Genomic DNA, 13981 nt, shown 5'->3' on the forward strand with positions numbered 1-13981 from the left:
CTTCGCCATCGTGTTTTCCGCAGTGAGCCTTCCATGACGTCCAGCTTCGATCCCCGCCACGTCCGCCGCGCGTTCTCGCGCGCCGCCCACAGCTACGATGCCGCCGCCGCGTTGCAGCGCGAGGTCGAAAAGCGCCTGCTCGAATCGCTGGACTATCTGGAAGACCGGCAACCGCAGGTGGTGCTGGATATTGGCAGCGGCACCGGCCATGCCAGCGCGGCGATGAAGAAGCGCTGGCCCAAGGCGCAGGTGATCGCCCTCGATCTGGCCGAGCCGATGCTGCGCGAAGCGAAGAAGCAGGCCGGCTGGTGGAGACCGTTCTCGCGTGTCTGCGCCGATGCACAGGCACTGCCGCTGCTGGACCAGAGCGTGGATGTGATCTACAGCAACCTGTGCCTGCAGTGGGTGGACGACCTGCCGGCGGTGTTCGCCGGCTTCCGCCGCGCGCTCAAGCCCGGCGGCCTGCTGCTGTGTTCCACCTTCGGCCCGGACACGCTGGTCGAACTGCGCGAGGCCTTCGCCCAGGCCGACGCGGTGCCGCATGTCAGTCGCTTCGCCCCGATCGCGCAGTTCGGCGATGCGCTGATGATGTCCGGCTTCCGCGATCCGGTGCTGGACCGCGATCTGTTCACCCTCACCTACGACGACCTGACCGCACTGATGCGCGAGCTGCAGGCCATTGGCGCCACCAACGCCCGCCAGGATCGCCGGCACACACTGACTGGACGCGGACGCTTTGCCGCCGCACGCGCGGCCTACGAGCCGCTGCGCCGCGACGACGGCAAGCTGCCCAGCAGCTGGGAAGTGATCTACGCCCATGCCTGGGCACCCGAGGCCGGCGCCCCGATCCGCGAGCGCGGCCAGGACGTGGCCAGCGTGCCGGTGTCGGCCATCCCGATCCGGCGCAGAACGCCCTGAGCCGACCGCGCTGATCGCGTGGAGCCGACCGTTGGTCGGCTGCCGGTGTGGTCGGCTGCCGGTATGGCGGGTCGGCGGTCCAGCCGACCAACGGTCGGCTCTACGACGGGAACATGTCGTGGAGGAAGACGTAGATCTCCTGCACCGGGAACTTCGAGCTGGTATGGAATCGGCGATCCCGATCCGGCGCAGAACGATTGATCGTAGAGCCGACCGTTGGTCGGCTGCCGTGTGGTCGGCCACTCGTATGGTCGGCTACGCGTGTGGCGGGTCGGTGGTCCAGCCGACCAACGGTCGGCTCTACGACGGGAACATGTCGCGGTGGAAGACGTAGATCTCCTGCACCGGGAACTTCGAGCTGGTGTGGAATCGGCGATCCCGATCCGGCGCAGAACGATTGATCGTAGAGCCGACCGTTGGTCGGCTGCCGTGTGGTCGGCCACTCGTATGGTCGGCTGCCCGTGTGGCGGGTCGGTGGTCCAGCCGACCAACGGTCGGCTCTACGACGGGAACATGTCTGGTGGAAGAAGTAGATCTCCTGCACCGGGAACTTCGAGCTGGTGTGGAATCGGCGATCCCGATCCGGCGCAGAACGATTGATCGTAGAGCCGACCGTTGGTCGGCTGCCGTGTGGTCGGCCACGCGTATGGTCGGCTGCCCGTGTGGCGGGTCGGTGGTCCAGCCGACCAACGGTCGGCTCTACGACGGGAACATGTCTGGTGGAAGCGGTCCAGCCGACCAACGGTCGGCTCTACGCCGGGAACATGTCGCGGTGGAAGAAGTAGATCTCCTGCACCAGGAACTTCCAGCTGGTGTGGAAGCTGCGGAAGCGGGTGCTCGGGGTCGAAGAGGAGAGCGCGTCGATGCCCAGCTCACGGGCCAGGCGCAGCGCGCGCGCCATGTGCAGCGGATCGCTGACGATGATCACCCGGTGCAGGTTGCGCTGCTCCATGAGCCGGCGTGCCTCGATCAGGTTCTGCCGGGTGGTACGCGAGGCGGTCTCGATCAGGATCGCCTTGTCCGGCACGCCCTGCTTGAGCGCGTAGCGCCGTGCCACCTGCGATTCGGAAAAGCGCGCCCCGGTGCCGCCGTAGCCACCGGTGAAGATCAGCAGCGGCGCATACCCCTGCTCGTACAGGTCCAGCCCATGGCGAATGCGCTCTTCGAACACCGGTGACGGCTTGGCATCGTAGGCCGCCGCGCCCAGCACGATGATCGCATCGGCCTTGGCGGCCTGGTCGCGCTCGCCCACCCACACGATCCACGCGGTCACCCCGAGCAGCCAGGCGAACAGCACGACGCACAGCCGCCACAGCCAGCCGAGCAGGCCCACCCGCGCGTGCCCGCTCATGCGCGCCCCCAGGGCAGTGCGTCCAGGTCGACATTGCCGCCAGACAGCACCAGCCCGACCCGCTGCCCGGCAAACCGCGCCGGGTCGGACAGGATCGCGGCCAGCACGATCGCCGAGGACGGTTCAACCACCTGCTTGAGCACCTGCCAGAGCAGCCGCATCGCCGCCAGGGTGGCCGCGTCGGGCACCGTGATGACCTCGGCCGCCCCATGCAGCAGGGCGAAGTTGGGCGCGCCGAGGGTGGTGCGCAGGCCATCGCAGACGGTTGCCGGGGTGAAGTCGATGCGGCGTTCGCCGGCGGCCAGCGAGCGCGCGGTGTCGGCCGCGCCCTCCGGTTCGGCCAGCACCAGACGGGTGTTCGGTGCGACCGCCTGCAGCGCCAGGCGCGTGCCGGCGGCCAGACCACCACCGCCGACCGGCACCACCAGCACGTCGAACGGGCCGTGGCTGCGCAGCAGTTCCAGCGCTGCCGTGCCCTGGCCGGCCATTACCCGGGGGTCGGCATAGGGATGCACCAGGCTGGCGCCGGTCCGGGCCTTCACCTCGGCGCACATGGCTTCGCGCGCCTCGATGCTGGCCGCACAACGCCACACCGTAGCGCCCTGCCGGGCGATGTTGGCCAGCTTGGTGGCCACTGCCCCCTCGGGCACCACCACGTTGCAGGCAATGCCCCGGGTACGCGCGGCCAGCGCCAGCGCGGCGCCATGGTTGCCGGAGGAATGGGTGACCACCCCGCGCGCGGCCTGCTCCGGCTCCAGCGACCACACCGCATTGCAGGCGCCGCGGAACTTGAAGGCGCCGCCGCGCTGCAGGTGCTCGGCCTTGAACGCCAGCGACGCGCCCCCCAGCCCGTCGAGCACGTGCGACTGCAGTACCGGGGTCACGCTGGCATACGGGGCAATGCGTGCGGCGGCCGCCAGGAGGTCGTCGACACAGGGCAAGGGTGAATCGCTCATGACGCAAGATTAACGTATGCCCACGGTTCGCATCGCGCCGGTCGCGCGTGCCAACATGGCAATCATTCATCGGATCGGGGCTGAGTTAAGGGCCGATTCAATGCGCCGGGCCGAAGCTGGCTCCATACCCTCGGGGGGACCCCATCATGAAAATGCGCCTGATCTTCGCCGGTGGCCTGCTCTTGGCCCTGTCCGGCTGCGCCACCTACGACTATGTCGGCGGTGGCGGTGGCGGTGGCGGCAGCGGCTACTACCACGGCGCGCCGTCGGTGGAGTATCGCTACCCGTACGGCTATCCGTCCTACGGTTACGGGAGTGGCTACTACGGTGGCGGCTATTACGGCGGCGGGTATGGCGGTGGCTACGGCTACGGCTATCCCAACTACCGTCCGTACCCGAACTATCGCCCGCCGCACAACCACCGGCCGCCGCCGCGCCCGGGCAACGGCGGAAATCCGCCGGTGCGTCCGGATCGCCCGCGTCCGTCGTACAACGGCGGCTCGCCGTGGCGGAACATGGATTCGGTCGGCCGCCCGCAACAGCAGCAGCGTCCCTCGCCGCCGCCGCAGTCGCGCCCGGCCCAGCAGGCCCCGCGCCCAGCCCAGCGGTCGAATGGTTCGCCGTGGCGGAACATGAACAATTTGCACCAGCGCACAGTTGAGCCCTGAGCCGTCTTGATTTTCACCACCCACCCGGTTCAATCTAGTCAGGTGGTGACGGCTTCGGTCGCAAAGTGACAAAAGCGACAGAACGCGTCACATGCAGTTCTATGTCGATATCCGGCGGGAAACTCTGGATCCCCCCTGTTCCGGCCCCGTCGGATGTCGGCACCTACAACGCAGAAGGCCCCGCCATTGGCGGGGCCTTCTGTCTTTGGCGCCCGCCCGTGGCCGGTCCCGGAAAAAAAACAGGGCCGACAGTCCCCCGACTGTCGACCCTTCTGCTTCCCCGGGATGCGCATGGACCGGCCCCTGTTCCAATTCCGGTCCGTAGCGCAAAGCGCCTGCCATCCTGGGTGCTATTGGGTTATCTGCAGAAAACGTGCCAACTTGAGGGTTGATTTCGTGCCCCCCGACGAATGGCGCTAAAATCGCCACCCGCGCCCTGACTCCAGGGCTGATCCTGGGCCGCCCGGCCCCGTCCCGAGCTCCTCCGCCATGACTGACTCCTTCTACCGCTACGACGTCATCGTCATCGGCGGCGGCCACGCCGGCACCGAAGCGGCGCTGGCGGCCGCGCGCAGTGGCGCGCGCACCCTGCTGCTGACCCACAACGTGGAAACCATCGGCGCGATGAGCTGCAACCCGGCCATCGGCGGGATCGGCAAGGGCCACCTGGTCAAGGAGATCGACGCCCTGGGCGGAGCGATGGCCCATGCCGCCGACCGCGCCGGCATCCAGTGGCGCACCCTCAATGCGTCCAAGGGTCCGGCGGTGCGCGCCACCCGCTGCCAGGCCGACCGCAACCTGTACCGCATGGCGATCCGGCAGATCGTGGAAGCCCAGCCCAACCTGATCGTGTTCCAGGCGGCGGTGGACGACCTGCTGATCGACGGCGACACCGTGCGCGGCGCGGTCACCCAGACCGGGCTGACCTTCCATGCCGCCGCCGTGGTACTCACCGCCGGCACCTTCCTGGCCGGCAAGATCCACGTCGGCCAGACCCAGTACGCCGCCGGGCGCATGGGCGACCCGCCGGCCACCACGCTGGCCGCACGCCTGCGCGAGCGCCCGTTCGTGATCGACCGCCTCAAGACCGGCACCCCGCCGCGCATCGATGGCCGCTCGCTCGATTACAGCGTGATGGACGAGCAGCCCGGCGATGACCCGCGCCCGGTGATGTCCTACCTGGGCGATGTGTCCGAGCATCCGGCCCAGGTCAGCTGCTGGATCACCCACACCAGCGAGCGCACCCACGAGATCATCCGTGCCGCGCTGCACCGTTCGCCGCTGTACAGCGGCCAGATCGAAGGCATCGGCCCGCGTTACTGCCCGTCCATCGAAGACAAGGTGGTGCGCTTTGCCGAGAAGGCCAGCCACCAGATCTTCGTCGAGCCCGAAGGCCTGGACGTGGTGGAGATCTATCCCAACGGCATCTCCACCTCGCTGCCGTTCGATGTGCAGCTGGCACTGGTGCGCAGCATCGGCGGCTTCGAGAACGCGCACATCACCCGTCCCGGCTATGCGATCGAATACGACTTCTTCGACCCGCGCGGCCTGGACAACACCCTGCAGACCAAGAGCGTGTCCGGGCTGTTCTTCGCCGGCCAGATCAACGGCACCACCGGCTATGAAGAAGCCGCCGCGCAGGGGCTGCTGGCCGGCCTCAACGCCGCGCGCCACGTGCGCGGGGACGCCGGCTGGTGCCCGCGTCGCGACGAGGCCTACCTGGGCGTGCTGGTCGATGACCTCATCACCCACGGCACCACCGAGCCGTACCGCATGTTCACCAGCCGCGCCGAATACCGGCTGCAGCTGCGCGAAGACAATGCCGACGTGCGCCTGACCGGGTTGGGCCGCGAGTTGGGCCTGGTCGACGAGCGCCGCTGGGCGGCCTTCCAGACCAAGCAGGAAGCGGTCGCCCGCGAATCGGCACGCCTGCGCGCGTTGTGGGCCACGCCGGGCAATGCGCTCGGCCGCGAAGTGGAAGCCACCCTGGGCGTAGCGGTCAGCCGCGAAACCAACGTGCTGGATCTGATCAAGCGCCCGGAGCTGGACTACGCCCAGCTCATGCAGGTGCCGTCACTGGGCCCGGCCGTGGCCGACCCGAAGGTGGCCGAGCAGGTCGAGATCGGGGTGAAGTACGCCGGCTACCTGGATCGCCAGCGCGACGAAATCGAGCGCCAGCAGCGCCATGAGAACACCGCCATCGCCAGCGATTTCGACTACGCCGGCGTGCGCGGGTTGTCGGCCGAAGTGCAGCAGAAACTCGAGCGCGTGCGCCCGCAGACCGTCGGCCAGGCCCAGCGCATCCCCGGCATGACCCCGGCAGCGATTTCGCTGCTGCTGGTGCACCTGGAACGCGCGCGCCGCGCCCGCGTCGCGTAAAAGCGTAAAGCCGACCAACGGTCGGCTCTACGCGCTTGGCAGCGCGGGCGTGGCGCCGCGCAGGCCCGCGTTATCATCATGGCATCGGGACGGTGGCGCAGGCGGCCGTCCGCCCCTGCCTTGCCGGAGTTACCGCATGTCCCCCATCCGCCCCTTCCTCGACACGCTGCCGGTCATCGGCGAGCGCTGCTACATCGATCCGGCCTGCACCATCATCGGTGACGTGGTGCTGGGCGATGACGTGTCGGTGTGGCCGGGGACGGTGATCCGCGGCGACGTCAACCATGTGCGGATCGGTGCGCGCAGCAACATCCAGGACGGCACCATCATCCATGTCAGCCACCACAGCCCTTACAACCTGGAAGGCTTCCCCACGTTGATCGGCGAGGGGGTCACGGTTGGCCACGGCACGATCATCCATGCCTGCACCATCGGCGATTACAGCCTGATCGGGATGGGCGCCTGCATCCTCGACGGTGCGCGGGTGGAGCGGCATGGCTTCGTCGGCGCCGGCGCGGTGGTCGGTCCGGGCAAGGTGGTCGGCGAGGGCGAACTGTGGGTGGGCAACCCGGCACGCCTGGTGCGCACCCTCACCGACAAGCAGATCGAATCGCTGCACTACTCGGCCGACCACTACGTGCGGCTCAAGGACAAGTACCTGGGATGATCGCGGCCGCCCCGGTCGCATCCGCCCCTGCGGCCGCGCCGATGCTGGGCATCGGCACGCCTGCACGGTAAAGTCCACAGCCGACCAGGAAGCAGTCGAGAACCGCATGCCCACCCAGGCAGCAGACCGGAGAGGATTCCGGGTCCATCTTTCCCACCGTGCGCGCTCATGAGCGCGACGATGCTGGATACCTACCGTGAAGTGATCACGCCCGAAGGCGTGCCGCTGCACCTGCCCGCCGCCGGCCCGGTGCCGCGTGCGTTGGCCTGGGCGATCGATTTCGCGGTCCGTTTCGGCGCGCTGCTGCTGCTCAGCATTCCACTGGCCTTCCTCGGCGATTTCGGCAAGGGCCTGTACCTGGCGCTGATGTTCCTGCTGATGTGGGCCTACACCATCGTGCAGGAAGCGGTGTGGGGCCGCACGCTGGGCAAGCGTGCGCTCGGTCTGCGCGTAGTGGCACGCGACGGTGCGCCGATCGGCTGGATGGCCGCGATCACCCGCAACCTGCTGCGCACCGTGGACATGCTGCCGTTCGGCTATGCGGTGGGATTGCTGTCGAGCCTGTTCGACGCGCATGGCCGCCGCCTCGGCGACCTGGTCGCCGGCACCGTGGTGGTGCACGACCGCGCCCGCCCGGTGCTGGGCAGCGTGGCCATCGACACCGTGCTGGCCCCGCCCCAACCGCTGCAGCCGGCCGAACAGGCCGCGGTGGTCGCCTTCGCCGAGCGCGCATCGCGCTTGTCCTCGCCGCGCCAGCAGGAACTGGCGGCGATCGTCGCACCGCTCAGTGGCGGTGGCGGGCAGGTCGGGGTGCTGCGTCTGTACGCCATGGCCAATTGGCTGCTGGGGCGCCGATGAGGCAGGAACAGTTCGTCACCCGCTACCAGGGTGAGTGGCAGGCGCTGGAACGCTGGATGGCGCTGCGGGGCGACAACGCACGCGGCGCGCGCGGCCAGGTGGCCGATGATGCACTCAACGACGAAGACATTCCGCAGCGATATCGACGCCTGTGCCAGCAGCTGGCATTGGCGCGCAAGCGCGGTTACAGCCCGCAGCTGGTGGCGCGCCTGCAGGGGCTGATGCAGCAGGGCCACGGCCTGCTCTACCGCACTCCACCACCGCGCTGGCGGCGTGCGCTGGAATTCCTGTTCGCCGATTTCCCGCAGCTGGTGCGCAGCCAGGCGCGCAGCATGTGGGTGGCCACCGCGCTGTTCGTGCTGCCGCTGGTGGGCACGTTCGCGCTGGTGCAGTGGTATCCGGCATTCATCCATCTGCTGATGGGCAACGCCGAGATCGCGGCGATGGAGCGCATGTACGATCCGGCCTCCGCGCACCTTGGGCGCGACAGCGGCACCGACTGGATGATGTTCGGCCACTACATCATGAACAACATCAGCATCGGTCTGCGCACCTTCGCCAGCGGCCTGCTGGCCGGGGTCGGCACGGTGCTGGTGCTGGTGTTCAATGGGCTCACCATCGGCGCGGTGGCCGGCCACCTGCAGCACATCGGCCACGGCGATCCGTTCTGGCGCTTCGTGGTCGGGCACGGCGCGTTCGAGCTGACTGCGATCGTCATCGCCGGCGGTGCGGGCCTGCAGCTGGGCATGAAACTGCTTGCGCCCGGCCGGCGGCGGCGCATCGATGCGCTGGTCGAAGGCGGGGTGATCGGCGCGCGGCTGTGCCTGGGCGTGGCCGCGATGCTGCTGGTGGCCGCCTTCATCGAAGCGTTCTGGTCCTCGATCGCCGCGGTGCCTGCCTGGGGCAAGTACGCCGTCGCCGCGGTGCTGTGGAGCGCGGTGTTTGCCTGGTTGTGGCGCGGTGGACGCGGGAGCGCGCATGCGCATTGACCAGCTCAACGTGGTGCTGCGTGCACGCAGCGGCTGGGAAGCGGTGGAACTGGGCACCGCGCTGGTGCGCCGGCATGCGCGGGCGATCTGGCTGCCGTGGCTGCTGCTGGGCCTGCCGCTGTTTGCGCTGGTCAACGCACTGGCATGGTGGACCGATACGTTCGGCTGGGCGTGGCTGCTGATGTGGTGGCTCACGCCGGTGTTCGACCGGCTGGCGCTGTATGTGATCTCGCGCGGTATCTTCGGCGATGCGCCGAGCGCCTTGCAGACGCTGCGCGCGCAACGCGCGTGGGGCTGGAGCGGCTTCTGGGGCTACCTGGGCTGGCGCCGCTTCAGTCCACTGCGTTCACTGCTGATGCCGGTCAACCTGCTGGAAGGCAACGCGGTTGAACATCGCGGCGCACGCCGTCGCGCCGTGGCCGGTGCGGCGGTCGGCCATGCGATCCTGCTGACGGTGACGTGCATGGCCTTCGAGGTCGCGCTGGTGGTGGGCGGGATCGCGGCGGTGTTCATGTTCGTCCCGTTCGAGCTGCTGTCCGATTCCTGGCGTGCGGCGTGGGCGATGGTCAGCGAGGACACACCGGCCTGGGCCAGGTTCGGCTTCAACCTGCTGTCCTGGCTGGCCATCAGTCTGATCGGGCCGTTCTACGTGGGCGCCGGCTTCGGCCTGTACCTCAACCGGCGCACCGAGATGGAAGCCTGGGACGTGGAGATCGCCTTCCGCCGCCTGCGCGACCGCCTGCAGCAGGCCGCACCGCTGCTGATGCTGGCCCTGGTGCTGGTCTGGCCGACCGGCGGGGTGCAGGCCCAGCAGCGCGACACCCCCGCGTCTGCGACCGCGCAGGGCGGCGAGGAGGAGGACGCAGAGGCAGAGGCAGAAGCAGAAGAAGACGTCGACGACACCCCGCTCACCTACGCCAACGACCCCGGCAATACACCGGCGGCGATCTTCGGCAACGGCGACGTCGACACGGCCGGCTTCCGCCAGGCCGTGCAACGTGCCTATGAAGATCCGCTGCAGAGCCCGACCCGCCAGGTGACCCATTGGGAGCGTACCCAACAGGATCCGGCGAAGAAGGAAAAGAAAAAGGACGACGACAGCGCCGCCAAGCGCGACACGGCTCGCAAGGGACCGCTGCTGCCGGCGCAGATCGCCGAGTGGTTGCTGTGGGGCATGGTCGGTGTGCTGCTCCTGATCCTGGTCGCCACCGCGCCGCGTTGGCTGCGCTGGCTGCGCGGCACCGGCAAGGCCTCGCGCGACACGGTATCGACGGTCGTCGAAGATGACATCACCGTGCCCGATGAAGTCCCTCCGGATGCCGCCGCGCGTGCGCGTGCGCTATGGCAGCAGGGACGTCCGCGCCAAGCGCTGGCGCTGCTGTACCGGGCCAGCGTGGAATCGATGAGCGAACGCGCGCAGACCGCGCTGCCGCCCGGTGCCACCGAGGCGCAGTGCCTGCGCGTGTCGCGGCGCATGCCCGAGGCGGCCGACCGCGCCCTGTTCGAGCGCATCGTGCGGGTCTGGCAGTACGCCGCCTACGCCGGCCGCCTGCCCGATGACGAGGCGTTCGCCACGCTCGCCAGTACGTTGCAGCAGCAGTTCCGGTGGCGCGCATGAGTACGCGCCTGCGCTGGCTGCTGGTGATGCTGGGCGTGCTCGTGCTTGGCGTGCCGCTTACCATCCTGTTCCTGCGTACCCACCACCGGGTGACCGAAACCGAGCAGCTGCCGCCGCAGGGTGAAGCCCGCTACAACCCACTGTATGTGCTGGGCCAGGCGCTGCGCGCCGACGGCATCGAGGTCCATTCGCACCCGCGCGTGGACCTGAAAACCCTGTCGCTCAAGCCGCACGACACCCTGGTGCTGCTGCAGGACACGACCACCCTGCCGCCGCCCACCGCGCGCGCGCTGCTGACGTGGGTGGCGCAGGGCGGCCATCTGATCGTGCGCACACCGCCCAGCACGCCGGCCGATATCGACGGCAACGGGCCATTGCTGGACGCCCTGGGCGTGGACGCCATCGACTACGGCAGCGGCTGCCAGCCCTTCCATGTGCGCGATGACGAACACCATGTGGAATTCTGCCATGGGCGACGCTTCGGCGTGACGCCGCCGGCAGGCATGCGCCTGGAACGCGGCTGGGGCGAAGACGATGCAGACAGTGACGCGTATGGGTGGGTGTTCGCGCGCCTGCGCCACGGCCAGGGCAGCGTGGACGTGCTGGCCGACCTGGACTTCATGAAGGGCATGGGCCGCCCAGCCATGCTCGACAAGCCCGATGCAAAGCAGGGTGAGTACGTCGACGGCCTGCACGACAAGGCGCACCGCGACCTGACCCGCTACCTGCTGGCGCCTCGCTACGGCGAAGGCCGCGTGTGGCTGGTGTACGGCGCGCGACCGCCGTCGCTGTGGAACCGTCTCTTCTACCAGGGCTGGCCGGTATGGGTGCCGCTGCTGCTGGCCCTGCTTGGCTGGCTGTGGCAGCGCGCGCAGCGCATGGGCAGCCTGTTGCCGTCGCCGGCGATCGAGCGCCGCTCGCTGCTGGAACACGTGCGCGCCAGCGGCGAACACCTGCTGCGTTACGGCAAGGCCCCGCTGTTGTACGACGCGGTGCGGCGTTCGTTCCTTGGCCGCCTGCGTCGGCGCGCACCCACCGCCGCCGCGTTGAACGGCGAGGCGCAGGTGCACGCCATCGCCACCCTGCTGCACTGGCCGCATGCCCGCGTCCAGACTGCGTTGAACGCTCCGGCCTCGCAGGACCTGCCCGGTCTGCGCGAGCGCATCCGCCTGCTGATCCAGATGAGAAACCTGCTATGACCGAGCCGACCCCACCGCTGCTGCCACCGCTGTCTCCTGCCGAACCCGCGCCGGCCCCGGCCGGCCTGTCCGGTCCCAGCGTGGTCGAACGCGTCGATGCCGTGCGCGAAGCGGTCGGACGTGCCTTCATCGGCCAGCCCGAGGTGCTGGACCAGATCCTGATCGCGCTGCTGGCCGGTGGCCACGTGCTGATCGAAGGCGTGCCCGGGCTGGGCAAGACCCTGCTGGTGCGTGCCCTGGCCCAGGCGCTGGAGCTGGACTACGGCCGCGTGCAGTTCACCCCCGACCTGATGCCCAGCGATGTCAGCGGGCATGCGGTATACGACCCCAAGTCGGAGAGCTTCAAGATCCGTCGCGGCCCGGTGTTCACCAACCTGCTGCTGGCCGACGAGATCAACCGTGCACCGGCCAAGACCCAGTCGGCGCTGCTGGAAGTGATGCAGGAAGGCCAGGTCACCATCGAAGGCAAGGCGTTCGCGCTGACTCCGCCGTTCCTGGCGCTGGCCACCCAGAACCCGGTCGAACAGGAAGGCACCTACCCGCTGCCCGAAGCGCAGCTGGACCGCTTCCTGCTCAAGGTGCTGATCGACTATCCGTCGGTGGAAGACGAGAAGCGCATGGTCGATGCGATCACCACCGGGCGCAGTGCGGCCGACTTCGATCTGTCCCAGGTGCCGCGCGTGCTGACCGCCGCCGAGGTGGTGGCACTGCAGCAGGCCACCGCGGCGATCACCGTCGACCCGGAAGTAATCGACTACGCGGTGCGGATCGTCGCCGCCACGCGCCACTGGCCGGGCATCGCGCTCGGCGCCGGTCCGCGTGGCAGCATCGCGCTGGTGCGTGCCGCGCGCGCACAGGCGGTACTGGCCGGGCGCGACTTCGTCACCCCCGACGATGTCCGCGACATCGCCAAGCCGGCCTTGCGTCATCGCATCGCACTGGCCCCGGAACTGCAGATCGAAGGACAGAGCGCCGACGACGCACTGGACGCGCTGCTGGCCAAGGTGGAAGCGCCGCGCAAATGAGCCCTGGGCGTAACGCTGATCGCGCGTGGGGCGGCCGATGAGGCCAGCCCCGCTGCTGCTCGCCCTGGTGCTGGCATGGAGCCTGCTTGGCCTGCCGGTGGCCTTCGGGCTGTGGCCACGCTGGAGCTGGGGTGCCATGGGCGCGGCGATCGCGCTGGTGGCGCTCGTCGACCTGCTGCGGCTGCGTCGACAGCCCTCGCCCAGCCTGCAGCGCGAACTGCCCGAGGCCCTGGCCCTGAACGTGGCGCGGCCGGTGACCCTGCGGCTGGAGTCCAGCCTGCGCCAGCGCGTGGACGTGTTCGACCTGGTGCCCGGGCAGTGGACGCTGCAGGGCCTGCCGCGCGCGTTGACGCTCAAGCCGCTGGTCGCCAGCAGTTTTCAGTACAGCCTCACCCCGACCGCGCGCGGGCGCTTCGTGTTCGAGGGCGTGCACCTGCGCGTGCATGCACCGTGGCGGCTGTGGCGGCAGCGCCGCACGTTGCCACCGGCACTGACGGTGCGGGTGTATCCCAACTTCGCACCGCTCACCCGCTTTGCCCTGTTCAGTGCCGAACAGGCCTCGCGGCTGGTCGGCGCGCACCTGAAGCGGCGGCGTGGCGAAGGCACCGATTTCCACCAGATGCGCGAGTACCGCATCGGCGACAGCCTGCGCCAGATCGACTGGAAGGCGACCTCGCGCGCGCGCAAGCTGATCTCGCGCGAATACCAGGACGAAAAGAACCAGCAGTTGATGCTGATGATCGACACCGGTCGCCGGATGATGGCCAGTGAAGGCGGGCTGTCGCACTTCGACCATGTGCTCAATGCGGCGCTGGTGGTGGCCTACCTGGCGCTGCGCCAGGGGGATGGCGTGGGCCTGTTCGCCAGCGGCGGCGATACGCGCTGGGTGGCACCGCAGCGCGGCATGGGCGCCATCGACCGGTTGCTGCGCGCCAGCTACGACCTGCAGGCCACCCCGGTGGCCACCGACTACCTCGCTGCGGCCACCGAGCTGTCGCTGCGGCAGCGGCGCCGCTCGCTGGTGATGCTGGTCACCAACGTGCGCGATGAAGACATTGAAGACCTGCTCGCCGCGGTGCGCCTGCTGCAGCGCCAGCACCTGGTGTGCGTGGCCAGCCTGCGCGAGCGCGAGCTGGATGAGGCGCTCACCCAGGACGTGGAGACGCTGCAGGACGCCACCCAGGCCGGCGCCATCGCGCGCTACCTGCAGCAACGCAGCGACGCGCACGAGGCGCTGCGCAGCCATGGGGTGATGGTGCTGGACGTCACCGCCGATGCGCTGCCGGGCGCGCTGGTGGAGCGGTATCTGGCGGTGAAGCGTGACGGGTTGTTGTAGGCCACGCCCGTGGTCGT

The 13981-nt window shown here is 69.2% G+C and carries 12 protein-coding genes; 10 read left to right on the plus strand and 2 right to left on the minus strand.

The window, feature by feature from the left end:
- Nucleotides 1-33: 33 nt before the first annotated feature.
- Nucleotides 34-918 (plus strand): malonyl-ACP O-methyltransferase BioC, encoded by an 885-nt coding sequence (gene bioC / locus AC1DR7_RS01230; RefSeq protein ID WP_478050938.1) that lies wholly within the window; start codon nt 34-36, stop codon nt 916-918.
- 751 nt (nt 919-1669) lie between these two features.
- Here bioC and AC1DR7_RS01235 read toward each other — a convergent pair.
- Nucleotides 1670-2269, minus strand: a complete 600-nt coding sequence (locus tag AC1DR7_RS01235; protein ID WP_457318016.1) for a YdcF family protein — start codon at nt 2267-2269, stop codon at nt 1670-1672.
- Entirely contained in the window at nt 2266-3225 is a 960-nt protein-coding gene (locus AC1DR7_RS01240) for a pyridoxal-phosphate dependent enzyme (protein ID WP_457318015.1), read from the minus strand. The genes AC1DR7_RS01235 and AC1DR7_RS01240 overlap by 4 nt, the downstream gene beginning before the upstream one ends.
- A gap of 146 nt (nt 3226-3371) precedes the next feature.
- Here AC1DR7_RS01240 and AC1DR7_RS01245 point away from each other — a divergent pair, with 146 nt between their 5' ends.
- The 9 genes from AC1DR7_RS01245 (at nt 3372) to AC1DR7_RS01285 (ending at nt 13964) form a co-directional block, all read left to right on the plus strand.
- Complete coding sequence (locus AC1DR7_RS01245; protein ID WP_478050939.1) at nt 3372-3893, plus strand: hypothetical protein; 522 nt, start codon at nt 3372-3374, stop codon at nt 3891-3893.
- Nucleotides 3894-4382: 489 nt separating this feature from the next.
- On the plus strand, nt 4383-6272 hold the full coding sequence (gene mnmG, locus AC1DR7_RS01250) for a tRNA uridine-5-carboxymethylaminomethyl(34) synthesis enzyme MnmG (protein ID WP_457318013.1): 1890 nt from the start codon (nt 4383-4385) through the stop codon (nt 6270-6272).
- A 136-nt stretch (nt 6273-6408) separates the two neighbouring features.
- Nucleotides 6409-6939 (plus strand): gamma carbonic anhydrase family protein, encoded by a 531-nt coding sequence (locus AC1DR7_RS01255; protein ID WP_256774810.1) that lies wholly within the window; start codon nt 6409-6411, stop codon nt 6937-6939.
- A gap of 168 nt (nt 6940-7107) precedes the next feature.
- Entirely contained in the window at nt 7108-7797 is a 690-nt protein-coding gene (locus AC1DR7_RS01260) for an RDD family protein (RefSeq protein WP_256774811.1), read from the plus strand.
- Complete coding sequence (locus tag AC1DR7_RS01265; protein ID WP_478051114.1) at nt 7794-8786, plus strand: stage II sporulation protein M; 993 nt, start codon at nt 7794-7796, stop codon at nt 8784-8786. Before AC1DR7_RS01260 ends, AC1DR7_RS01265 begins: the two co-directional genes overlap by 4 nt.
- Nucleotides 8776-10404: a DUF4129 domain-containing protein gene (locus AC1DR7_RS01270; RefSeq protein WP_478051113.1), complete on the plus strand. Its 1629-nt coding sequence runs from the start codon at nt 8776-8778 to the stop codon at nt 10402-10404. The genes AC1DR7_RS01265 and AC1DR7_RS01270 overlap by 11 nt, the downstream gene beginning before the upstream one ends.
- On the plus strand, nt 10401-11603 hold the full coding sequence (locus tag AC1DR7_RS01275; RefSeq protein ID WP_457318010.1) for a DUF4350 domain-containing protein: 1203 nt from the start codon (nt 10401-10403) through the stop codon (nt 11601-11603). Before AC1DR7_RS01270 ends, AC1DR7_RS01275 begins: the two co-directional genes overlap by 4 nt.
- A complete protein-coding gene (locus AC1DR7_RS01280; RefSeq protein ID WP_457318009.1) occupies nt 11600-12628 on the plus strand; it encodes an AAA family ATPase in 1029 nt (342 codons plus the stop codon). The genes AC1DR7_RS01275 and AC1DR7_RS01280 overlap by 4 nt, the downstream gene beginning before the upstream one ends.
- A 37-nt stretch (nt 12629-12665) precedes the next feature.
- Nucleotides 12666-13964, plus strand: coding sequence for a DUF58 domain-containing protein (locus AC1DR7_RS01285; protein WP_457318008.1), 1299 nt, complete (start codon nt 12666-12668; stop codon nt 13962-13964).
- Nucleotides 13965-13981: the final 17 nt, after the last annotated feature.

The sequence above is a fragment of the Stenotrophomonas sp. P5_A9 genome (genome assembly GCF_056400525.1).

Coding starts and splice junctions, on each gene's coding strand:
- bioC (WP_478050938.1), top strand. CDS start 34: ATGACGTCCAGCTTCGATCCCCGCCACGTCCGCCGCGCGTTCTCGCGC.
- AC1DR7_RS01235 (WP_457318016.1), bottom strand. CDS start 2,269: ATGAGCGGGCACGCGCGGGTGGGCCTGCTCGGCTGGCTGTGGCGGCTG.
- AC1DR7_RS01240 (WP_457318015.1), bottom strand. CDS start 3,225: ATGAGCGATTCACCCTTGCCCTGTGTCGACGACCTCCTGGCGGCCGCC.
- AC1DR7_RS01245 (WP_478050939.1), top strand. CDS start 3,372: ATGAAAATGCGCCTGATCTTCGCCGGTGGCCTGCTCTTGGCCCTGTCC.
- mnmG (WP_457318013.1), top strand. CDS start 4,383: ATGACTGACTCCTTCTACCGCTACGACGTCATCGTCATCGGCGGCGGC.
- AC1DR7_RS01255 (WP_256774810.1), top strand. CDS start 6,409: ATGTCCCCCATCCGCCCCTTCCTCGACACGCTGCCGGTCATCGGCGAG.
- AC1DR7_RS01260 (WP_256774811.1), top strand. CDS start 7,108: ATGAGCGCGACGATGCTGGATACCTACCGTGAAGTGATCACGCCCGAA.
- AC1DR7_RS01265 (WP_478051114.1), top strand. CDS start 7,794: ATGAGGCAGGAACAGTTCGTCACCCGCTACCAGGGTGAGTGGCAGGCG.
- AC1DR7_RS01270 (WP_478051113.1), top strand. CDS start 8,776: ATGCGCATTGACCAGCTCAACGTGGTGCTGCGTGCACGCAGCGGCTGG.
- AC1DR7_RS01275 (WP_457318010.1), top strand. CDS start 10,401: ATGAGTACGCGCCTGCGCTGGCTGCTGGTGATGCTGGGCGTGCTCGTG.
- AC1DR7_RS01280 (WP_457318009.1), top strand. CDS start 11,600: ATGACCGAGCCGACCCCACCGCTGCTGCCACCGCTGTCTCCTGCCGAA.
- AC1DR7_RS01285 (WP_457318008.1), top strand. CDS start 12,666: ATGAGGCCAGCCCCGCTGCTGCTCGCCCTGGTGCTGGCATGGAGCCTG.